Consider the following 21,974-nt stretch of genomic DNA (forward strand, 5'->3'; position numbering starts at 1 on the left):
ATGAGTAGTCAATATTAAGGAGGAAGGCAACATGTCAACGAGTCCCTTTCCAAGCCCTGATATTATTACATTCGGGGAGAGTATGGGGTTGCTGACGGCCAGAGATACGAGAGGGCTTGAATATGCAGCTACACTGGACAAGACGTTCGGAGGAGCAGAGAGCAATCTGGCCATTGGCGTAGCACGCCTTGGACATACCAGCGGCTGGTTTGGACGTCTAGGTAATGATCCGATTGGAAACATGATTCTGAAAGCTATTCGCGGCGAAGGCGTGGATGTCTCCCGGGCAAAATTAAGTGATCAGGAGCCTACGGGGCTAATGATTCGTGAGAACGCTTCCGGGAAAGCTTCGGTGCATTATTATAGGAAGTTATCAGCCGCAAGTGCAATAACGCCGGATGATCTGGACCCAGAATATATCGCCGGTGCGAAGATTTTGCACGTTACAGGTATAACTGCAGCTATAAGCGAATCGGGACTTGCGACGGTTGAAGCCGCTATACATATCGCCAAGCAGGCAGGTGTGAAGGTGAGCTTTGATCCGAACCTGCGCCTCAAGCTGTGGTCAGCGGATCAGGCTCGCCCTGTATTGCTGCGTTTGGCTGAACAGGCCGACTACTTTTTACCGGGTCTGGATGAGATGAAACTTCTATATAACGAAGAAAGTGATCAGAAGGTGCTTGAGCGATTAGCAGCAATGAATGCTGTGTGCATCGTTAAGGGCGGCCCTGATTTGACCTATGTACTTGCGGATGGTACCCTAACGGAGGTTCCGTACTTTAAAGCAGATCAGGTTCTCGATACTGTAGGAGCCGGGGATGGATTCTGCGCTGGCTTTTTGGCTGGTCTGTTGAAAGGCTACACTCCGCAGGAAGCGACTCGCCTTGGTAATCTGACCGGTTCGATGGTTATACAGGCGGTCGGTGATTGGGAAGCACTTCCTACCTGGGCACAGGTCGAGGCCAAGCTGAACAACGTTGTTCACGTCGAGCGTTAAGTTCCGTTAAAATCAGGATGACTCATCTTCGTTTTTCCAAATGTAAAGCTTGTATTCACAACCACCACATTGACAAGGGAGAGAATGAAATGAAGAAGCTTCAACTGCTGCAAAAAATGACGGACAATGGTGTGGTGGCGGTTCTGCGCGCAGATTCTGCCGACCAGGTCATTGCGATGGCCGAGCAGGCTATTGCGGGCGGAATCAAGGTGATCGAAATTACGATGACCGTTCCGGGCGCACTTAAAGCTATTGAAAAGCTGAGCCGTGTATACCACTGGAATACGCAGGACCCGGAGAAATTTGCAATTATCGGAGCAGGAACAGTGCTTGAAGCACAAACGGCGAGAGCGGCGATTATGTCAGGTGCTGAGTTTGTCGTGGGACCTTCTCTTAACCCTGAAACAGTGCAAATGTGCAATCTGTATCGTGTGCCCATTCTGCCGGGTGTCATGACGATCGCTGATGTACAGCGTGCGCTTGAGCTTGGTGTGGATATTATCAAGCTGTTTCCTGGCAATCTGTATGACCCTTCCATTATCAAAACGATGAAGGGTCCTATGCCGCAGGCCAATTTTATGCCGACAGGCGGGGTATCCTTGTCCAATCTGGGTGAATGGATCAAGGGAGGAGCAGTAGCTGTTGGCATTGGCTCTGATCTGACTTCAGAGGCTGTGAAAACAGGAGATTTGAGTCATGTCCGCCGCAAAGCGGAACAATATATGGAAGCTTATCGTAAAGCCAAGGCTGAATAGGATGTCAACATGGAAGGGAGTCTGCCGCAAGCAGGCTCCCGCTTCCATAAGCTGCGGCAGTTGCGGAAGCTCAGAAAGGTGATTGATATTGAGAAATCGGTATAATACAGGGCGCAAGAAGAGGGGCATTGGCAAGTTTCTGCTCGTACTTCTGGCGCTCATTGTTATTGGATGTGGATATGTGGCATGGAAGCTGTTTACGCCTTATGGACCTCAGGAAGCAGCACAAGCGGCGATGGAGACATCTGACGGGGTGACCGTCAGTGAACAGGAGAACTGGATTGATTTCAAGCCTGATAAACCTGCTGGTAAAAGTGTGCTGTTCTATCCTGGTGGTTTAGTTAAGCCAGAAAGCTATGCTCCTCTGGCTCATGAGCTTGCCGCTGCTGGTCATCATACGATTATTGCCAAGATGCCGGTGAATCTCGCTGTGATCAAGCCCAATCTGGCCGATGATATATTGGCAGCATACCCGGAAGAGCATTTTGTCATGGGGGGTCACTCGCTAGGAGGCTCCATGGCTGCACGATATGTAGTGGCACATCCAGATGAGCTGCAAGGCATTTTTTTCCTCGCATCCTACCCGGATGAAAAAGGGAGTGTGCAGCAGCTGGACATTCCGGTCTTATCCATTCTTGGCACCAACGACGGGGTCATCAATATGACCAAGTACCAGAATGGTCGTATGTACTTGCCGCCAGATACCGTGTATTACACCATTGAAGGGGGAAACCATTCCCAATTCGGTGATTATGGTCATCAGAATGGAGACGGTGATCCGACAGTCAGTGGAGAGGATCAACTAAAGCAGACGGTCAAAACATTGTTGTCCTGGTTAAATACCATTAAGTAATCACATTCGCAGCGGAGGTGATAACGAGTGGCAGTGCTGAACGTGCATGGAAGGAGCATTTCCTGCAAGGCCATTTTATTTGATAAGGATGGAACCTTGCTAGATTTCCTGCAATTATGGGGCCCGTGGGCTGAAAGTATGCTCTCTCAGCTAAAGGTCTGGATGAAGGAGCACGGTGTTTCCTTCACAGTTAAGCTGGAGCATGTGCTGGGGACGCTTCACGATTCAGAAGGTCGTATCAACGGATACGATGTACAGGGACCGCTGGCAATTGCGACAGTAGATGAGTGTAACGGATGGCTTGCTGGTCAGCTCTATGCGGGCGGGACACCCTGGAATGAAGCGATTACAACAATCCGCCAGTTTTCCAGTGCTGCAATGAAATCGGTGAGAGAGCGAAAATCTGCTGAACCGCTGCCTGGTTTGCTGGACTTGCTCCAGCGCTGCAAGGAAGCCGGGCTTTCACTTGCCGTGGTCACATCGGACAGTACGGCTGCGGCTGAAGCACATCTGGAGTGGATGGGTATTCGTTCTTTTTTCACATCCATCGTTGGTTGTGATCGGGTAACGCGCGGTAAACCTGATGGTGAATCGTTTCTGCTGGCTTGCCGGGAATTATCCGTTGAGGCACATGAGGCTGTAGTCATTGGAGACAGCAACGGTGATATGCAGATGGGACGTCATGCGGGATCAGCCTTTACGGTGGGATATTGTCCGCAATTGAATCAGGGCTCCTATTTGCATGAGGCAGATGCCGTCATTCGTCACTATGATGAAGTGGGCATCGGGTTAAAGGAGGAGAGAGAATGAACGCGATAGAGCAGTTGGCTGCCTGGATTAAGGAAAGCTCGCGCATTGTTTTTTTTGGAGGAGCGGGCACGTCCACGGAGAGCGGTATTCCCGACTTCCGTTCGGCTGCGGGATTGTATCAGACGGAGCAGCACTCTCCTTATCCACCGGAAGAACTATTGAGTCGCCATTTTTTTGATCAGCATGCGGATATTTTCTATGACTTTTACCGGGGGAAGATGCTTCATCCGGATGCGGAGCCTAATGGCTGCCATCGCCTGCTTGCCAGGTTAGAGAAGGAGAGCAAGCTAACGGCCGTGGTCACACAAAATATCGATGGTCTTCATCAAAAGGCAGGCAGCAGCAACGTGCTAGAGCTTCATGGCTCGGTACATCGCAATGCCTGCATGGACTGCAAGCAGTTTTATTCATTGCAATACATTATGGATTCGAAAGATATCGTGCCTCGCTGCGCGTCATGCGGAGGGGTAGTCAAACCAGATGTGGTGCTCTATGAAGAAGAGCTGGATCAGGCAACGCTGTATCATTCTATTGATGCGCTGTCGTCAGCAGATTTGCTACTTGTCGGTGGAACTTCACTAACAGTATATCCGGCAGCCCAGCTGATTACTTATTTTCAAGGAAAGCACACCGTGCTGCTCAATGCCACACCAACTGCGTATGACCGCCAGGCGGATGTATTAATTACCGAGCCAATTGGAGCGGTTATGCAGGAAGTGGATAGGCTCCTGGCTTAATTTCTTGGTTAATTCTGTGGAAAGAAGGGATTCATGATGGTCTATGTAGCTGCTGAAGCGCGTTATGAAACGATGAAGTATAACCGTGTTGCACGTTCTGGTCTCAAGCTGCCCGCAATTTCACTCGGACTGTGGCATAATTTTGGCGGGATAAACAGTGTAGAAAACGGGCGCCACATGATTACCCGCGCATTTGATCTCGGCATTACACATTTTGATCTGGCCAATAATTATGGCCCACCGCCAGGCTCCGCAGAGCAGCTGTTTGGACAGGTGCTTGCCCAGGATCTGAAGCCTTATCGGGATGAACTGATTATCTCCACCAAAGCAGGATATTACATGTGGCCGGGGCCTTATGGCGAGTGGGGTTCACGCAAATATCTGATCTCCAGTCTGAATCAGAGCCTGACCCGAATGGGGCTGGATTATGTTGATATCTTTTACTCCCATCGCTATGACCCGGATACACCATTGGAAGAAACGATGATGGCACTCGACCAGATTGTTCGTTCCGGCAAAGCATTGTATGTCGGTATCTCGAATTATCCTGCAGAGCAAACGAAACAGGCTGCCGAAATTTTGAAAGGCCTGGGTACGCCGCTCCTGATCCATCAGCCAAGATATTCGATGCTGGATCGTTGGATTGAAGACGGACTTCAGGATGTGCTGGATGAGTATGGTGCGGGCAGTATCGCATTTTGCCCGTTGGAGCAGGGAGTGCTCACGAACAAATATCTGAATGGCATTCCTGAGGATTCACGCGCCAAGGGCCCTTCCGTATTTCTGAATGAGAACAATATTTCACCAGAAACACTTCGCAAGGTACGTGCACTGAATCAGATGGCTGCAGCACGAGGTCAAAGTCTGGCCCAGTTTGCACTGGCCTGGGTACTGCGCAATGGACGAGTGACTTCTGCGCTGATTGGCGCAAGTCGTGTGTCCCAGATCGAAGAGAATGTAGCTGCGCTCAGCCAGCTTGAGTTCTCCTCTGATGAACTGGAGCGAATTGAATCCATTCTACGTCCCGAGTCTGTGAACAAAAAGAAGCATTAACATTTGACCCTCCAGCAAGGGAGGATTCACAAATAAATCATGCCCAAAAAGTGCATCTTAGCCATAAAGGCTGAGTGCACTTTTTTTGGTGTGCATTGGGATAGATGCCCCAATATGCGTAAACTGATGCCGATTCATTCTAATCAGCGCTTGGTATTCATCTTATTTATCGTTCTTGCCTTTAACTTTTACCGGACGGGTGAGAAGCTTCTCCCGGTAAAGACTGGGGGCTTCTCCGTGGAAACGTTTGAACTGTTTCGAGAAATACAATGCGTCTGGCATACCCACCGATGCGGATACCTGCTCAATGGAGAGATCAGGACGCTCGCGTAGCAGCTGACGGGATTTGTCAATCCGAAGTTTCAGTAAATATGTCACCGGGGTGAGGCCGGTCTCCTGCTTGAAAATACGGGAAAGATAAGCCCGGTTATATCCCAGACTTTCAGACATTTGCTCAATGGACACGGGGTAAGCGTACTGAGTAGACATATATTGAATCATCTGTTTGACCGTTCGCCGGATGGAGGATTCGCCCGACGTCAATGTGGGTCCCTCTGACAGCTGATTCTGGGCTTCGGCCAAAATCATGTATAAGGTACCCAGGGAAGTAAAGTGGGCACTTTCTTTACGCTCGGCAAAAGCATCCTGCATGACAGCCAGCCAATCCGAGATGTCACAGGAGGTTCCTGCATGAAAACAAGACTTTTCCGGGCGGAAGCCAGCCTCTTCCACATGCTGGGCTGCCTGACTCCCGGTAAAAGCCATCCAGCGATACTGCCATGGATTGCGGGGATGCGATTGGTAGCTGACCAGTTGGCCCGGAGGGATGAGAAAACAGTCACCAGCGTAGAGATCGTAGGTGTGCAGCTCGGTACGAAACGTACCGGCCCCCTTTTCTACATAATGCAACAGATAATAATCATATAGCTTCGGACCAAGGGCGTGTCCAGGCAGCGTCTGACTTGCTCCGGCAAAGAGGACATGCAGGGCCCCCTCATTATAATAGACCGGATTGGATGCAACTGAATAACTGAGCGCGCCACTCTTGCCAGAGCTTGTTTCCTGCACGGACCGGGGAGTGGGCACCTCGGCAGTGTTAGGAGATGTTTCCGCTGGATTTGTACTGGAGTCCTTCATCGTAGTTCCTTCTTTCCTATGTTTCCGTGTTCAATCGTTAATATCATTATAGGATGAAAGGTCACATTTATCCATATCAATCACACATGGTTTCATTTCAAGAGAGAGCAATGCCTTGTATAATAGCATTAAGAAAACCACAACAAAGAGGCGAGGTGCATCAGCTTTGAATGCAACTGAATTGCAACAAAAGTTTATTGAGAAGTACGGAGAAAGTGGAGCGGACATCCGTGTGTTTCATGCCCCTGGGCGTGTGAATCTGATCGGTGAACATATCGACTATAACGGTGGTTATGTCCTTCCGGCCGCGCTTGAATTTGGCACAACCCTGCTCATTCGTGAACGTGCGGATCACAAGCTGAATCTGGCCTCCACGAATATGACGTACGAGGGAACGCTGGACACAGCCTCCATCGGTCAGGAGAAAACGGGAGAGTGGACTGACTATCCGGTTGGCGTCATGGTAGAGCTGGAAGGCAAAGGCGTGAAGGTAAGTAAGGGATATGATTTTCTCTACCATGGTGAGATTCCGAATGGAGCAGGACTCTCCTCGTCTGCATCTCTGGAAGTGCTCACCGGTTATGCGGTTCAGGCGATGGAAGGGATATCGGAGATTGATACCGTTGAGCTTGCGCTTTTGTCCCAGAAAGCAGAAAATGAGTTTGTCGGTGTCAACTGCGGCATTATGGATCAGTTTGCAGTAGCGAACGGGGCTAAGGATCATGCCATTCTGCTCATGTGTGATACGCTGGAATACGAGAAGGTTCCCTTCCGTACTGGCGCGTACAAGCTAATTATTGGTAACACGAACAAACGTCGCGGTCTGGTCGATTCGGCATACAATGAGCGGCGCTCTCAATGCGAGCAGGCACTTGCCATTTTGAAGGAACAGCTGCCTGCACTGAATTATCTGGCTCAATTGAAGCCGGAGCAATTCGTAACATTACAGGATCAGATCAAGGATGAGAAGGTCAGACAGCGTGCCCAGCATGTTGTGGAAGAGAACGCAAGAGTGCTGTCATCTGTGGAAGCACTGCGAAACAATGATCTGGAAGCGTTTGGTCAGTTGATGAATGCTTCTCATAACTCGCTGCGTGATCTGTATGAGGTGAGCTGCACGGAGCTGGATGTGATGGTAGAAGAAGCACGGCGTATTTCTGGTACGTTAGGTGCGCGTATGACGGGTGCTGGCTTTGGTGGATGTACGGTATCTCTGGTGCATGAAAATGATGTTGAACGCTTTGTGAGTGAAGTGGGTGCAGCGTATGAAGCGCGTACCGGGCTCCAAGGTGATTTCTACGTATGTGGTGTAGGCGAAGGCGTTAACGAACTCAAGGAGGCGAAGTAAAATGGCAATTTTGGTGACAGGTGGAGCAGGATACATTGGTTCTCATACAGTGGCAGCATTGCTGGAGCGTGGCGAAGAGGTTGTTGTACTGGATAACTTGCAGACAGGACATCGTGAGGCACTGCTCGGTGGCAAGCTGTACGAAGGGGACCTGCGTGACAAAGAGATTTTGACTAAGCTGTTTGCGGAAAATTCAATTGATGCCGTCATTCACTTTGCTGCGAACTCATTGGTTGGCGAGAGCATGAAAGAGCCAGCGAAATACTACGACAACAACGTGTTCGGTACACTTTGCCTGCTGGAAGCGATGAATGCAGCGAACGTTCGCCGCATCGTCTTCTCTTCTACAGCAGCAACCTACGGAGAGCCTGAGAAGGTGCCTATCGAGGAAAGCGACCGTACTGAACCTACCAACGTATATGGTGAAACCAAACTGATGATGGAGCGCATGATGTCCTGGTTCGATAAAGTTCAGGATATCAAATACGTGTCACTGCGTTACTTCAATGCAGCCGGTGCCCACGAAAGCGGCAAAATCGGTGAAGATCACCAGCCGGAAAGTCACCTGATTCCACTTGTGCTGCAAACCGCACTGAAGCAGCGTTCGCATATTGCTGTATTCGGTGATGACTATGCAACAGAGGATGGCACATGTATCCGTGACTACATCCATGTTAGCGATCTGGCGGATGCACATCTGCGTGCAGTAGATTACCTGCGTAAAGGCGAGAGCAGTAACGTGTTTAACCTGGGTAACGGAACGGGCTTCTCGGTAAAACAGGTCATTGAAACAGCGAAAAAAGTAACAGGTCTGGACATCCCGGTTGTTCAGGAGCCGCGTCGTGCCGGAGACCCTGCTGTACTTGTGGCCTCATCTGCCAAAGCCAGATCCGTTCTGGGCTGGAACCCGAAATGGACGAATCTCGAAGATGTCATTCAAAGTGCATGGAACTGGCACCAGTCCCGCCCTGAAGGCTACGGAAAAAACTAGGAGGCGAACATCATATGTCACAGACTCAACCTGGAGCAGAGGCCACAGAGCGTACACCCGAGCAGCAGGAAGCACTGCATGCCATTGATCGTCTGGTTGCATTTGCCTTAGAGAAAAAATTGATTGAGGAAGCGGATTACGACTATAGTCGTAATCTGCTGATGGAGCAGTTCGGATTCTCCGAGCCGTATGCTGGTGAACCGGATACAACGATACCTGATGGTCCGCAATCCATGCTGGATACGTTGATTGATTACGGATATACGATTGGACTCATTCCCGAAAACAGCGACACATTCCGTGACCTGCTGGATGCGAAAATTATGGGGCATCTGATGGCACGCCCATCAGAGGTTGTGCGTGCTTTCCGCCACACGGAGCAGAATGAAGGCATTGAGGCGGCGACCTCTCAATTCTACGACTTATCCATTAACTCGAACTATATTCGGATGGATCGTGTTTCAAAGAATGTGTACTGGACGCAGGATACCGCTTATGGCGAGATGGAGATCACGATCAATCTGTCCAAACCGGAGAAAAGTCCGAAGGAAATTGCTATGGCAAAGCTCCTTCCACCACCGGTATATCCAAAGTGTCAGCTCTGCCGCGAGAACGTAGGTTATGCGGGACGGGTCAATCACCCCGCTCGACAGAATCTGCGGGTCATTCCGTTGCAGCTGAACAATGAGAAGTGGTTGTTCCAATACTCGCCGTACGTGTACTACAATGAGCACTGTATTATTTTCCACCATGATCATGTGCCAATGAAGCTGACGAAGGATACACTGCGCAGGCTGCTTGCCTTTGTTCAGGAATATCCGCACTACTTTATCGGATCTAATGCCGATCTGCCAATCGTGGGCGGTTCCATTCTGACACATGACCACTTCCAGGGAGGACGCCATACATTTGCCATCCAAAATGCACAGCCTGAGGCAGTCTTCCGTCACGCAGATGCACCAGGGCTGAAACTTAGCCTTGTAAAATGGCCGATGTCCGTGATGCGTCTGCATTCACATGATCCTGCGGAGCTTCTGGAAGCGGGTAATGCCGTTTATGAAGCGTGGAAGGTGTATAGTGACTCGGCAGTGGAGATCGAAGCTTTCAGCGAAGTAGACGGGGAACAGGTGCCTCATAACACGGTAACACCAATCGTTCGTCGTAGTGCGGATGGCGGTTACGAGATGGATCTCGTTCTGCGTAACAATCGTACAAACGATGAGCACCCTGAGGGCATTTTCCACCCACACCGCGAGATGCATCATCTAAAGAAAGAAAACATCGGTCTGATCGAAGTGATGGGACTGGCTATTTTGCCGGGACGATTGAAGCAAGAATTGGACGGCATTGCCGATATTTTGGCAGGGAATACAGCGCTTGCTGAAGCTGCACAGGCGGCAGATCATGAATTGAACAAACATATGCAGTGGACAAAAGAGCTGAAGCAGAATCATGGCTCCCATCTGACGAAGGAAGAAGCAGTTGCGCTTGTACAGCAGCAGGTTGGACTGAAATTCTCTGAGATTCTGGAGCATGCAGGTGTGTACAAGCATGATGAGGCTGGACGTCAAGGCTTCCGCCGCTTCGTAAGCAGCATGGGGTATACAGAGTAAGAAGAAATGTAATTGCATTTGTGTTATAAGCTTACAGATAACAGAAGGCATCCGTTCGATGATGAACGGGTGCTTTTTGGTATGGATCAATGTGTGAAAAGAGCGTAATCATGTATAATGGAAGGAGCATCCAAATTGGAGTCGGATGTCCAGCCAAATGTATATCGAAACGGGGAGAGATCATGGAAAAGCAGCCGCTTCATATTCCGTTTATTTCGGATGAAAATGAACTTAAAAGCATGGTAGGCGAAGCAAGTGAGCGCGTGCGTAACAAAGTGATTCCGTATGCAGATGACCATGTGCGACAATTTATAGCAATGTCACCTTTGTTTTTCTTGTCAACCTCGGATCGTGATGGAAAAAGTGATGTATCTCCGCGTGGAGACGGTCCCGGCTTTGTTCATGTTCTGGACCCTTATAGACTGGTTTACCCGGAACGACCGGGCAATCGCCGGATGGATTCCTTGTTAAATATTTTATCGGATCCTGGAGTGGGCATGCTGTTTGTGATACCGGGATTAAATGAGGTGCTGCGCATCAACGGAACAGCAAAAATTACGAAGGATGAAGCATTCATTACGGGGATGAACTGGAGCGGCAAAACGATTGGAGCAGCTGTCATTGTGGAGGTCGAGGAATGCTTCATTCATTGTCCCAGAGCTTTTGATCAGGCGGGGCTATGGGATACATCGACATGGGCGCAATCTGAGCAGCTGCCTTCCATGAGTGAAATGTTTCGCGCCCATCTTCAGATCAACGGGTTGAACTAAAGTGAGCGGCTATGGATTTGTTTTTCTATAAACAGGGTACTATAATTGAGGTTGCACTAAAAAACTAAACTCCATTGGAGGCGATTATAGATCATGAGATCTTTTCAATTTTATAACCCAACTCGCCTGATTTTCGGTAAAGGACAGCTGGAAGCGTTGAAAACGGAAGTGCCGAAATACGGCAAACGAGTTCTGCTTGTATATGGCGGTGGAAGCATTAAACGTAGTGGATTGTATGATCAGGTGCTTGGCTTGCTGAAGGAAATCGGGGCAGAAGTTACCGAACTTGCAGGTGTAGAGCCTAACCCGCGTCTTTCGACGGTGCATCAGGGAGTGGACCTCTGCAGAACGAATGATATTGAGTTGATTCTGGCAGTAGGTGGCGGAAGTGTACTCGACTGTGCCAAAGCGATTGCTGTTGGTGCTAAATATGACGGGGACATGTGGGACTTTGCGCAGCGCAAGGCTGTTGCACAAGACGCTCTTCCACTCGGCACAGTGTTGACTATGGCAGCTACCGGTTCGGAGATGAACTCGGGCTCTGTTATTACTAATCAGGACACACAAGAGAAGCTGGGCTGGGGCAGTGCATATTCCTTCCCTGCATTCTCCATCCTTGATCCAGTGAATACATACACGGTACCGAAGGATCAAACGGTATATGGTATGGTAGACATGATGACGCATGTATTGGAGCATTACTTCCATTTGGACCCGAATACGCCGGTTCAATTGGGTTTCTGTGAGACAATTCTGCGGACCGTAATGGAAGCAGCTCCTCGTTTGGTGCAAGATCTGGAGAACTACGAGCTGCGTGAAACGATTCTGTATTGCGGCACGATGGCACTGAATGGTGTGCTTAATATGGGGCTTGCCGGAGACTGGGCAACTCACAACATTGAACACGCGGTATCTGCCGTTTATGATATTCCGCACGGGGGTGGACTTGCCATTCTGTTCCCGCATTGGATGAGACATAACCTTGATGTGAAGGTGGAGCGTTTCAAACGTCTTGCGGTCCATGTATTTGACGTGAACCCTGAAGGCAAATCGGACAGACAGATCGCTGAAGAAGGCATTGACGCTCTTAGCCAATTCTGGACATCCATTGGAGCACCAAATCGTTTGGCGGATTATGATATTGACGATAGCCAGATCGAGGTTATGGCGGATAAAGCGATGCTGTTTGGACCGTTCGGTAACTTCAAAAAACTGCAGCGTGAAGATGTAGTATCCATTTATAAAGCTTCTTTATAAGCACGCTATTCGAAGACCAAGGGACAGACATCCCTGCATACGCAAAATAACAATCAGAACGCAAGTCTTAACGGGCTTGCGTTCTTTGCTGTGCTGTCGATTCATATCTTCGAGCGAACTGGAGCATGTTTGAAGATTGTGATGATAATCCCCAATAGTAGCCTTCAGGATACATCTTAGGAAAGATTTTGAAACATTTTGCCCAGTTCTACGTATTTATTTACATGTGGAATGCACAGTTGGGAGAATTTGCAGCAGAGAGAGGAGGAAGAGGGGATGGAAGCAATTTATTGGGGATGTCTTATCGGAGGCGCTGTGTTTGCTATAGTGAGTCTGGTGCTTGGTGACTTGATTGACGGCTTGCTGGATGGAGCTTTCGAAATGCCGGGTGTTGATTTTTTCAAACCTGTGGTACTGGCAGGTTCCATTACTGCTTTTGGCGGAGCGGGTATTCTGCTGACACGGTATAGCTCGTTCAGTATGATGTCAAGTCTGATCTTATCCCTGCTGATCGGTATTGCTGCAGCCATGCTGGTATTCTTCGCATATATCAAGCCGATGCGCAACAGTGACGTATCAATTGCTTTTTCGATGAAAGAATTGGCGGGGAAAATCGGGGAGATTACGATTCCGATACCGGCAAACGGATTCGGTGAAGTCATGATTCGTTTTGCCTCTGGAAATACCATTCAGACGGCATCCAGCTTCGAGCAGCTTCCCATTGCGGCGGGAGCGCGAGTGGTTGTTATTGATGTGGTGGATGGTGTGCTGAGAGTTTCCGAGTGGGATGAGGATGGACTTAAAGAAGTGTGAGATCAGTGAGTGATCCCGAAAGAGGGGAGGAGCTCACAGTGTAGGAATTCATTTTAAATACTTATGAGAATAAGGGGAGAGATGTGAATGTTCGGTAATTTGGATTGGGATGTATTGTTGATTCCTGTCGTGGTTATAGGGGTTATTCTGATTCTGGGGCTGGCCTTCTGGGCAAGATACAAGACGGTTGGACCGGACGAAGCGATGATTGTAACAGGTTCATTCCTGGGCAGCAAAAATATATCCGAGGATGACTCCGGGCGCAAAATTAAAATTGTGCGTGGTGGCGGTGCGTTTATTCTGCCTGTATTCCAGCAGTCTGAATTTATTTCGTTGCTTTCACACAAGCTTGATGTCTCCACACCTGAAGTGTACACAGAGCAGGGTGTTCCCGTTATTGCTGACGGGGTGGCGATCATCAAGGTTGGAAGCGCTGTAGAGGACGTTGCAACGGCGGCAGAGCAATTTATAGGCAAGCCGGTGGAATCTCTCAGGGGCGAAGCTCAGGAAGTGCTGGAGGGCCATTTGCGGGCCATTCTCGGTACGATGACGGTAGAAGAGGTTTATCGGAACCGGGACCGTTTCGCTCAGGAAGTACAGGGCGTGGCAGCCAGGGATTTGAAAAAGATGGGTCTTCAGATCGTCTCTTTTACAATTAAGGATGTTCGTGACAAGCAAGGATATCTCGATGCGCTTGGTAAGCCAAGAATCGCGGCCGTAAAGCGTGATGCCGAGATTGCTGAAGCGGAAGCAATGCGTGATGCACGGATTCAGAAGGCAAATGCGGAAGAGCAGGGGCAGAAGGCCGAGCTGCTTCGTGATACCAACATCGCCGAGGCCGCCAAAGAAAAAGAATTGAAGGTAGCTGCATTTAAACGTGATCAGGATACCGCCAAAGCGGAAGCCGATCAGGCGTACCACATTCAGGAGGCTCGTGCCAGACAGACGGTTGTTGAAGAGCAGATGAAGGTTGAACTCGTCCGTAAAGAACGCGAGATTGATTTGCAAGAAAAAGAAATTACCGTTCGTGAGAAGCAATACGACGCTGAAGTGAAGAAAAAAGCGGAAGCGGATCGTTATGCGGTAGAACAGGCTGCGGAAGCGGACAAAGCAAAGCGTATGCGTGAAGCTGACGCAGTACAATACTCGATCGAAACCCAAGCCAAGGCAACAGCCGAGCAAAAGCGACTTGAGGGTCAGGCTATTGCGGATGCAGAGCGCGCCAAAGGTACAGCGGACGCTGAAGTTATTCGTCTTCGCGGTCTTGCTGAAGCGGAAGCGAAAGAGAAGCTGGCAGAGGCGTTCCAGAAGTTTGGCGAAGCAGCGGTGCTCGATATCATTGTCAAGATGCTGCCTGAGCTGGCTGGCAAAATTGCTGAGCCGATCGCGTCGATTGATAAGCTGACGGTGGTAGATACAGGAAAAGGGGAAGGGGCTGCGCGTGTCAGCAACTATGTAACCGAACTGATGGCCACAGCTCCTGAGATGTTGAAAAGTGTGTCAGGTATCGACGTGGAACAGCTCATTAAAGGTTTGACCAAAACAAAAACAGCGGTGCAATCAAGTGAACCTGTAAAAGAGACCTTACCTGTTATGGAGAGCCTTGTGGAAAGAAGCGAAAGTAAAGAGTAAGAACTGGCAACGGCAATACAGGGCTTGTCTATTGACCTAAAGGCGATTTTTTGTTACTTTTTAAGCGAGACGTCCGGCGCGGTTTGCCCGCTCCGGTCGTTTTTTTGTCTGTAACAAGATGTGTGCGGCACATCCAAGATGGTGTGAAAAAAAGAGGTGCAAAAATGAGCAGCCTGCATGTAAATAAAGCGCTAAATAATAATGTAATTATTGCACAGCATCCCGAGCATGGTGAAGTCGTGGTCATCGGTAAAGGCATCGGCTTTAATCGGAAGCCGAGTGATGACATTCCGCTGACGGCTGTGGAAAAGATGTTTATTTTGAAAAACCAGCAGGAGCAAGAGCAGTACAAGCAGCTGCTTCCGCAGGTGGATGAAGCGCTTATCGAAATTATTAACGAAGTAATTACGTATATTGCAGAGCGTACCGACGTTCCGCTCAATGAACATATTCATATTGCCTTAACAGACCATATCTCGTTTGCCTTGAAACGCAAAGAGCAGGGCATTGTCATTCAAAATCCGTTTCTGTACGAAACAAGGGAGATATATCCCGATGAATATCGTATGGGCGAGTATGCCATTCGTTTGATTAAAGAAAAAATGGGTGTGGATCTTGGACTGGATGAAATCGGCTTTGTAGCTCTGCATATCTATAGTGCGATGACAAACCAGAATATTTCCCAGGTAAGGGAGCATTCGCAGTTAATTACGGATCTGGTGAATCTGGTTGCAGATCAGCTGGATTATTCATTTGAAACGCAATCATTGGATTATTCGCGTTTGTTAACGCATCTGCGATTTGCTCTTGAGCGTGTACGCCGGGGAGATAAGGTGGAGGAGCTTCACAAGCTGGATTCGCTGTTAAAATTGGAGTATCCCGAAATGTACTCGCTTGCATGGAAGCTGACCAAAGTGATGGAAAAACGCCTCAAGCTGCCTGTTTATCCGGCAGAAGTTGGCTACTTAACCATACATCTGCAGCGGCTAAACCAGCGGAAAGAGGAAGAAAATAACTGAAGTATGTTTTGAAATAACACAGGAATAACGTTTTTTTCTGTAAAGGCTTGCAATGTGTCCAAAGTGATGCTACAATGGTGACCGTAATCAAGCAACTGAATAAACATAAGCGACGTGTTACTGACTCGATCAGGCATGAGTTAATTTGAGTGTGATTGTTCTACCTTTTTAAGGGTATGCTATACCCTAAGGTTGGCACAATTCACTTTTATTAGTTCATGCCTTTTTTTGTGTTCCCTTGCTTGCATCACGACATACAGAATTAAACGAAAGGAAGAATACGACGCGATGTTTAAAAAGCTTTTTGGAGTATTGCAAAGAGTAGGTAAAGCTCTCATGCTGCCTGTAGCGATTCTGCCAGCCGCAGGTCTGCTGCTCGGAATTGGTAACATGCTAGTAAATCCTGATTTCCTGCAATATGCTACTGCGCTCGATACCCCTTGGGTAAATTCGATTGCAACCATCATGATGAATGCAGGTCAGATCGTATTTGATAATCTGGCATTGCTGTTTGCGGTCGGTGTAGCCGTCGGACTGGCTGGTGGTGAAGGTGTTGCAGGACTTGCAGCCATCATTGGTTATCTGGTTATGAACGTAACTCTGGGGACTGCTGTAGGTGTTACACCTGCTATGATTGGCAAGGTGCCGGGTTATGCGAGTATTCTGGGAATTCCTACACTAAGCACAGGGGTGTTCGGAGGTATCATTATCGGTATCGCCGCAGCACTGTGTTATAATCGGTTCTTCAAAATTGAATTGCCGTCTTACCTTGGCTTCTTCGCAGGTAAACGATTTGTTCCAATCATCACATCAGTGGTTTCCCTTTTGCTCGGGTTGCTCATGGTTATCATCTGGCCACCGATCCAAAATGGATTGAACTCTGTATCTCACTTCATGGTGGATACAAGTCCGACACTGTCGGCATTTATCTTCGGAGTTGTGGAGCGATCGCTTATTCCATTCGGCCTTCACCACATTTTCTACTCGCCATTCTGGTTTGAGTTTGGTCAGTACGTGAACAAGGCTGGAGATGTTATTCACGGGGATCAGCAAATTTTCTTCAACCAACTGCGTGACGGTGTAACCCTTACAGCAGGAACATTCCAGGTTGGTAAATTCCCGTTCATGATGTTTGGTTTGCCCGCAGCGGCACTTGCGATGTACCATGAAGCAAGACCAGAACACAAAAAATACGTTGCAGGTATCATGGGCTCAGCAGCGCTGACTTCATTCCTGACAGGTATTACGGAACCCCTTGAATTCTCATTCCTGTTTGTGGCTCCACTGTTGTTTGCAGTACACTGTATCTTTGCAGGTTTGTCTTTCATGACCATGCAACTGCTTAATGTCAAAATCGGGATGACCTTCTCAGGTGGTTTCATTGACTTCCTGATCTTTGGTATCATTCCAAACCGCACGCCATGGTGGGATGTTATTATCGTTGGTTTGATTCTTGCAGTGATCTACTACTTCGGTTTCCGATTGATCATCCGCAAATTCAATCTCAAAACACCGGGTCGTGAGGATGCCACACCTGAAACGGCACTTGGTGGAAGCACGGGCTCCACGGACGATCTGCCTCACAATATCCTTGAAGCCTTTGGCGGTAAGGAAAACATTAAACATCTGGATGCATGTATTACTCGTTTGCGGATTGAAGTTAACGAAAAATCGAATGTGCAAAAAGACCGTTTGAAGCAATTGGGTGCATCTGGTGTGCTTGAAGTGGGTAATAATGTTCAAGCCATCTTCGGAACACGTTCCGATACGATCAAATCCCAAATGCAGGATATCATTGCAGGTCGCACACCTGCACCAGCTCCGGCGGCAGAGGTTAAACCAGCTCCTGAAGAGGAGAAGGCGCAAGGAGAGCAGGGCGAGCGCATTGTACCAGAGGATATCGTTATGCCGGTTAATGGCGAGCTGCTTGATATAACCAAAGTACCTGATCCCGTCTTTGCTGAGAAGATGACAGGCGACGGGTTCGCTATTTTGCCACATGACGGAACGATTACCTCCCCTGTGTATGGTAAAGTATTTAATGTATTTCCAAGCAAACATGCCGTAGGCATTATGTCCGATGGCGGTAAGGAAGTGCTTGTACACATAGGTGTCAATACGGTGAAGCTGAAAGGTCAAGGTTTCAACGTGCTTGTTCAGGAAGGTGATCTGGTATCTGCCGGACAACCGATTATGGAAGTGGATCTGGAGTATGTGAAAGCAAACGCTCCGTCTATCATATCGCCGGTGATTTTCACCAACCTGCCAGAAGGCTCTACCGTCACGCTGAAGAAGAGTGGCGTGCTCAAAGTTGGCGATCAGCCGATCATTGAGATAAAATAAGAACTGTTCCAACGATGGCAAGCAAGTGTAAATATATGCAATGCCTAAACCAAACTACTGAAAGCGAGATGATTGTAATGCAACAAACATTCAGAATTACAGACGAAGATGGTATCCACGCACGTCCGGCAACTGCCCTGGTTAATACAGCAAACAAATTCAAAGGTGCTGAATCCTTTGCAGAAGCGAACGGCAAAAAAGTAACGTTGAAATCCATTCTGGGCGTTCTTTCCCTCGGTCTGGAGCAAGGTGACACCATCAGCATTATCGTTGAAGGTGAAGGCGAAGCAGAAGCTCTGCAAGCTTTGACTGACGTTATGGTGAACGAAGGGTTGGGCGAAATTAATGCTTAATGTTTCCGGGATCGCGGCTTCGGCGGGTATTGCTATCGCCAAGGCGTTTATCTTGGAGCATCCTGACTACTCTGTAGAAAAACGCCAAATTAACGACGTTGACGCAGAGATCGCTAAACTCGACTCGGCTCTGGGCAAGTCCCGAGCTGAGCTCGAAGCGATCAAAGAGCGTACATTACAAGAGCTTGGTGAGAAGAAAGCTGAAATTTTTGCATCACATTTGCTCATTTTGGATGACCCGGAACTGATTGATCCGGTGAAATCCAAAATCGCTGATGAAATGGTGAATGCGGAATTCGCTCTGAATGAAACGGCTTCCCAGTTCATCTCCATGTTTGAAAACATGAAGAGTGCATACCTGCAGGAACGTGCGGCAGATATGCGTGACGTTACGAAGCGTGTGCTGAATCACTTGCTTGGTATCGACTTCATGAGCCCGGCCGAGATTAGTGAAGAAGTGATTGTGCTTGCGGAGGATTTGACTCCTTCCGATACAGCTCAATTGAACCGCCAGTATGTTAAAGGTTTTGCAACCAACATTGGTGGACGTACTTCTCACTCTGCAATCATGGCTCGTTCGCTGGAAATTCCGGCTGTAGTCGGAACGAAGGACATTTTGTCTCAAGCGAAACAAGGCGACCTGATTATCGTTGACGGTTTGGATGGCCATGTGCTGGTTAACCCTACTGACGATGTTGTTGCTGAATACCGTGCCAAACAGGAACAGTATGATGCACAGCGTGCCGAGTGGAGAAAACTGCGTGACGAACCTACGGTTACCGTGGACAACGTACATGTGGAACTGGCGGCTAACATCGGAACGCCGAATGACGTTACAGGTGTTCTGGAGAATGGCGGCGAGGCAGTTGGCCTTTACCGTACCGAGTTCTTGTACATGGGCAGAGACAAGCTTCCTTCCGAAGACATTCAGTACAATGCTTACAAAGCGGTACTTGAAAAAATGGAAGGCAAGCCGGTCGTTGTGCGTACACTCGACATCGGTGGGGACAAGGAGCTTCCTTATCTCGATCTGCCAAAAGAAATGAATCCATTCCTCGGCTTCCGTGCAGTTCGTCTGTGTCTGGACCGCTTGGATATTTTCCGTACCCAATTGCGTGCCTTGCTGCGTGCAAGCGTACATGGAAACCTGCGTGTCATGTTCCCGATGATCGCAACACTGGGTGAATTCCGTGAAGCCAAAGCTGTCCTGCTCGAAGAGAAGGAAAAGCTTGTCGCTGAAGGTGTTGCTGTTTCCGACAGCATTCAACTCGGTATCATGGTCGAAATTCCATCAACAGCTGTCATGGCGGATCAATTCGCCAAAGAAGTGGACTTTTTCAGTATCGGTACTAACGATCTGATCCAGTACACCATGGCTGCTGACCGGATGAACGAGCGTGTGTCTTATCTGTACCAGCCTTACAACCCTGCTATTTTGCGTTTGGTTAAAATGGTTATTGATGCAGCGCACCGTGAAGGCAAATGGGTTGGCATGTGCGGTGAGATGGCGGGCGACGAAACTGCAATTCCATTGCTGCTTGGTCTTGGACTGGATGAGTTCAGCATGAGCGCAACCTCCATCCTGCCAGCTCGTAGCCAGATTACCAAGCTGTCCCGTGCGGACATGCAGGAACTGGCAGCCAAAGCGTTGGAAATGCAAACTGCAGAACAAGTGGTTGAACTCGTTCAAAGTATTCAAGCGTAATTTTGCCGGAGTTTCCTCCGGATTTGAGGTTTTCTTTTTCCGAATTAAAGGGCTGCATACATGCAGCAATATCGCCGGTGTCCACGATGAAGTGGGTGCCGGCTTTTTTTGTTTTGGACACATGAAACGGTAGTCGTAATGAACGGTACGGGTGAGTTCTCGCAAAAAATCCCCTTGCGCAGGAGAGGGAATGCCTCATTACGCCAAGGGGATGACATACAAGTCAACCAGCAGTAAGTGAATTAACAGTTATAGGTCGTGGCTCAACTGCAAGCACAGTTCAATACAGGTTTACGCGCTGCGGTCGTTTCATCCAGTCGAGTGACAGGTGTGCCATAGGGTGCGTTCAGTACCAGTTCAGGCGTTTCCTCCGCCTCCTTGGCGATGCGAATCATCGTATCAATGAATCCGTCGAGCGTTTCTTTGCTCTCGGTTTCCGTCGGTTCAAGCATAATACATTCCTCCACGTTAAGCGGAAAGTAAATCGTTGGCGGGTGATAACCAAAGTCCAGCAGACGCTTCGCCACATCCAGTGTGCGTACACCGTACTGCTTCAGTCCGCGACCTGACATTACAAATTCATGCTTGCACACCCCCGGATATGGAACTTCATAGTGGGGGGCGAGCCGTGCCATCATGTAATTGGCATTCAGCACGGCACATTCGGATACACGTCGCAAGCCCTCTGGTCCATAGGTGCGAATGTAAGCATAAGCACGAACCAGAATGCCGAAGTTGCCATAATAGGCTTTCACCCTGCCGATGGATTGATCTCGTTCATTATCCAGTGCGTAAACGCCCTGATCAGTCTGAATGACCATCGGTTTGGGCAGGAACGGAATCAGAAGTTTTTTCACACCGACAGGACCTGCACCTGGGCCGCCGCCGCCATGCGGGGTGCTCATCGTTTTGTGCAAGTTCAGGTGCACCACATCAAAGCCCATATCCCCTGGCCGTGTAATACCCATAATGGCATTGGAGTTGGCTCCGTCATAATACAGGAGGCCACCGGCTTCGTGTACAATCGCCGCAATCTCTTGAATGTCCTTCTCAAACAAGCCGAGTGTATTCGGATTCGTCAGCATCAGAGCAGCGGTGTCCGGGCCAACTGCTGCACGCAGTGCATCCAGATCAACAAGACCGTCTGTACGGGATGGGATCGTGACTGTTTCGAATCCAGCCACCGTTGCGCTGGCCGGGTTCGTGCCGTGAGAAGAGTCGGGCACGATGACTTTGCTACGAAGCTCGCCGCGACTTTCGTGATAAGCACGAATCATCATCAGCCCGGTCCATTCGCCATGTGCTCCGGCAGCTGGCTGCAGGGTTACAGCATCCATGCCTGTCAGACCGGCAAGATCCTGCTGCAGTGTATACAGCAATTCCAGCGCACCCTGAAGGCTGGATTCATGCTGGTAAGGATGGATTTTGGCAAATCCGCTATAACGGGCTACATCCTCGTTAATCTTCGGATTGTATTTCATCGTACAGGAACCGAGCGGATAGAAGCCGTTATCTACGCCGAAATTGCGGCGGGACAATGCAGTATAGTGGCGAATGACATCCACCTCAAATACTTCCGGCAGCGCTGCTGCCTCGGAGCGCAGCATTTCCCGGGGAATCAGTGAGTCAGCCTTCTGACGGGGCACATCACATTCCGGCAGGGAATACGCTACGCGACCCGGACTGCTTAATTCAAAGATCAAGGTTTGCTCGGGAGCGGCGGATGATGTGGCTTGCAGCTTGGCAGCTGCAGTTTGCACACCAGTCTCTGGCTGCTGAGTTACAGCC

At 49.1% G+C, this 21,974-nt stretch carries 19 protein-coding genes; 17 read left to right on the plus strand and 2 right to left on the minus strand.

The genetic code is table 11. The annotated features are described in order from the left end of the window. The first annotated feature begins 31 nt into the window (after positions 1-31). From DFQ00_RS09665 to mgrA, 6 genes are all read left to right on the plus strand, one after another. Positions 32-997: a sugar kinase gene (locus tag DFQ00_RS09665; RefSeq protein WP_110896278.1), complete on the plus strand. Its 966-nt coding sequence runs from the start codon at positions 32-34 to the stop codon at positions 995-997. Between the two features lie 89 nt (positions 998-1,086). Next, positions 1,087-1,752 carry a bifunctional 2-keto-4-hydroxyglutarate aldolase/2-keto-3-deoxy-6-phosphogluconate aldolase gene (locus DFQ00_RS09670; RefSeq protein WP_090915508.1) on the plus strand — a complete coding sequence of 222 codons (666 nt, stop codon included), beginning with the start codon at positions 1,087-1,089 and terminating at the stop codon, positions 1,750-1,752. Positions 1,753-1,840: 88 nt separating this feature from the next. Next, a complete protein-coding gene (locus DFQ00_RS09675) occupies positions 1,841-2,605 on the plus strand; it encodes an alpha/beta fold hydrolase (RefSeq protein ID WP_110896279.1) in 765 nt (254 codons plus the stop codon). A gap of 27 nt (positions 2,606-2,632) precedes the next feature. Further along, the gene (locus DFQ00_RS09680; RefSeq protein ID WP_110896280.1) at positions 2,633-3,415 is read left to right on the plus strand and encodes an HAD family hydrolase; all 783 of its coding nucleotides are present in this window, start codon (positions 2,633-2,635) and stop codon (positions 3,413-3,415) included. Continuing rightward, the gene (locus DFQ00_RS09685; protein WP_110896281.1) at positions 3,412-4,152 is read left to right on the plus strand and encodes an NAD-dependent protein deacylase; all 741 of its coding nucleotides are present in this window, start codon (positions 3,412-3,414) and stop codon (positions 4,150-4,152) included. The genes DFQ00_RS09680 and DFQ00_RS09685 overlap by 4 nt, the downstream gene beginning before the upstream one ends. Positions 4,153-4,188: 36 nt before the next feature. After that, positions 4,189-5,205, plus strand: a complete 1,017-nt coding sequence (gene mgrA, locus DFQ00_RS09690; protein ID WP_110896282.1) for an L-glyceraldehyde 3-phosphate reductase — start codon at positions 4,189-4,191, stop codon at positions 5,203-5,205. Between the two features lie 162 nt (positions 5,206-5,367). Here mgrA and DFQ00_RS09695 read toward each other — a convergent pair whose 3' ends face one another. Continuing rightward, the gene (locus DFQ00_RS09695; RefSeq protein WP_110896283.1) at positions 5,368-6,342 is read right to left on the minus strand and encodes an AraC family transcriptional regulator; all 975 of its coding nucleotides are present in this window, start codon (positions 6,340-6,342) and stop codon (positions 5,368-5,370) included. A 166-nt stretch (positions 6,343-6,508) separates the two neighbouring features. Here DFQ00_RS09695 and DFQ00_RS09700 point away from each other — a divergent pair, with 166 nt between their 5' ends. The 11 genes from DFQ00_RS09700 to ptsP all read left to right on the plus strand — a co-directional run bounded on the left by DFQ00_RS09700 (position 6,509) and on the right by ptsP (position 20,186). Continuing rightward, entirely contained in the window at positions 6,509-7,690 is a 1,182-nt protein-coding gene (locus DFQ00_RS09700; protein WP_110896546.1) for a galactokinase, read from the plus strand. A 1-nt stretch (position 7,691) separates the two neighbouring features. Beyond that, positions 7,692-8,681, plus strand: coding sequence for a UDP-glucose 4-epimerase GalE (gene galE, locus DFQ00_RS09705; protein ID WP_110896284.1), 990 nt, complete (start codon positions 7,692-7,694; stop codon positions 8,679-8,681). Positions 8,682-8,695: 14 nt separating this feature from the next. Beyond that, positions 8,696-10,294 carry a UDP-glucose--hexose-1-phosphate uridylyltransferase gene (locus DFQ00_RS09710; protein ID WP_110896285.1) on the plus strand — a complete coding sequence of 533 codons (1,599 nt, stop codon included), beginning with the start codon at positions 8,696-8,698 and terminating at the stop codon, positions 10,292-10,294. Positions 10,295-10,476: 182 nt separating this feature from the next. Then, complete coding sequence (locus DFQ00_RS09715) at positions 10,477-11,064, plus strand: MSMEG_1061 family FMN-dependent PPOX-type flavoprotein (protein ID WP_110896286.1); 588 nt, start codon at positions 10,477-10,479, stop codon at positions 11,062-11,064. A gap of 93 nt (positions 11,065-11,157) precedes the next feature. Continuing rightward, entirely contained in the window at positions 11,158-12,321 is a 1,164-nt protein-coding gene (locus tag DFQ00_RS09720; protein ID WP_110896287.1) for an iron-containing alcohol dehydrogenase, read from the plus strand. A gap of 276 nt (positions 12,322-12,597) precedes the next feature. Continuing rightward, positions 12,598-13,134, plus strand: coding sequence for an NfeD family membrane protein (locus DFQ00_RS09725; RefSeq protein WP_110896288.1), 537 nt, complete (start codon positions 12,598-12,600; stop codon positions 13,132-13,134). Between the two features lie 87 nt (positions 13,135-13,221). Further along, positions 13,222-14,766 (plus strand): flotillin family protein, encoded by a 1,545-nt coding sequence (locus DFQ00_RS09730; protein WP_110896289.1) that lies wholly within the window; start codon positions 13,222-13,224, stop codon positions 14,764-14,766. Between the two features lie 164 nt (positions 14,767-14,930). Then, positions 14,931-15,785, plus strand: coding sequence for a glucose PTS transporter transcription antiterminator GlcT (gene glcT, locus DFQ00_RS09735; protein ID WP_110896290.1), 855 nt, complete (start codon positions 14,931-14,933; stop codon positions 15,783-15,785). Positions 15,786-16,073: 288 nt separating this feature from the next. Then, complete coding sequence (gene ptsG / locus DFQ00_RS09740; RefSeq protein WP_110896291.1) at positions 16,074-18,128, plus strand: glucose-specific PTS transporter subunit IIBC; 2,055 nt, start codon at positions 16,074-16,076, stop codon at positions 18,126-18,128. 77 nt (positions 18,129-18,205) lie between these two features. Further along, complete coding sequence (locus tag DFQ00_RS09745) at positions 18,206-18,481, plus strand: HPr family phosphocarrier protein (protein ID WP_036617010.1); 276 nt, start codon at positions 18,206-18,208, stop codon at positions 18,479-18,481. Next, positions 18,474-20,186 (plus strand): phosphoenolpyruvate--protein phosphotransferase, encoded by a 1,713-nt coding sequence (gene ptsP, locus DFQ00_RS09750; protein ID WP_110896292.1) that lies wholly within the window; start codon positions 18,474-18,476, stop codon positions 20,184-20,186. The genes DFQ00_RS09745 and ptsP overlap by 8 nt, the downstream gene beginning before the upstream one ends. 263 nt (positions 20,187-20,449) lie before the next feature. On the opposite strand, the gene gcvPB is transcribed toward ptsP, so the two are convergent. Next, positions 20,450-21,946, minus strand: coding sequence for an aminomethyl-transferring glycine dehydrogenase subunit GcvPB (gene gcvPB, locus DFQ00_RS09755; protein ID WP_279630401.1), 1,497 nt, complete (start codon positions 21,944-21,946; stop codon positions 20,450-20,452). Positions 21,947-21,974 lie beyond the last annotated feature (28 nt).

Origin of the sequence: Paenibacillus barcinonensis (genome assembly GCF_003217495.1) — a bacterium.
GTDB lineage: Bacteria > Bacillota > Bacilli > Paenibacillales > Paenibacillaceae > Paenibacillus > Paenibacillus barcinonensis.

Coding starts and splice junctions, on each gene's coding strand:
- DFQ00_RS09715 (WP_110896286.1), top strand. CDS start 10,477: ATGGAAAAGCAGCCGCTTCATATTCCGTTTATTTCGGATGAAAATGAA.
- DFQ00_RS09730 (WP_110896289.1), top strand. CDS start 13,222: ATGTTCGGTAATTTGGATTGGGATGTATTGTTGATTCCTGTCGTGGTT.
- galE (WP_110896284.1), top strand. CDS start 7,692: ATGGCAATTTTGGTGACAGGTGGAGCAGGATACATTGGTTCTCATACA.
- DFQ00_RS09725 (WP_110896288.1), top strand. CDS start 12,598: ATGGAAGCAATTTATTGGGGATGTCTTATCGGAGGCGCTGTGTTTGCT.
- glcT (WP_110896290.1), top strand. CDS start 14,931: ATGAGCAGCCTGCATGTAAATAAAGCGCTAAATAATAATGTAATTATT.
- ptsG (WP_110896291.1), top strand. CDS start 16,074: ATGTTTAAAAAGCTTTTTGGAGTATTGCAAAGAGTAGGTAAAGCTCTC.
- DFQ00_RS09720 (WP_110896287.1), top strand. CDS start 11,158: ATGAGATCTTTTCAATTTTATAACCCAACTCGCCTGATTTTCGGTAAA.
- DFQ00_RS09670 (WP_090915508.1), top strand. CDS start 1,087: ATGAAGAAGCTTCAACTGCTGCAAAAAATGACGGACAATGGTGTGGTG.
- DFQ00_RS09710 (WP_110896285.1), top strand. CDS start 8,696: ATGTCACAGACTCAACCTGGAGCAGAGGCCACAGAGCGTACACCCGAG.
- DFQ00_RS09685 (WP_110896281.1), top strand. CDS start 3,412: ATGAACGCGATAGAGCAGTTGGCTGCCTGGATTAAGGAAAGCTCGCGC.
- DFQ00_RS09695 (WP_110896283.1), bottom strand. CDS start 6,342: ATGAAGGACTCCAGTACAAATCCAGCGGAAACATCTCCTAACACTGCC.
- mgrA (WP_110896282.1), top strand. CDS start 4,189: ATGGTCTATGTAGCTGCTGAAGCGCGTTATGAAACGATGAAGTATAAC.
- DFQ00_RS09745 (WP_036617010.1), top strand. CDS start 18,206: ATGCAACAAACATTCAGAATTACAGACGAAGATGGTATCCACGCACGT.
- ptsP (WP_110896292.1), top strand. CDS start 18,474: ATGCTTAATGTTTCCGGGATCGCGGCTTCGGCGGGTATTGCTATCGCC.
- DFQ00_RS09665 (WP_110896278.1), top strand. CDS start 32: ATGTCAACGAGTCCCTTTCCAAGCCCTGATATTATTACATTCGGGGAG.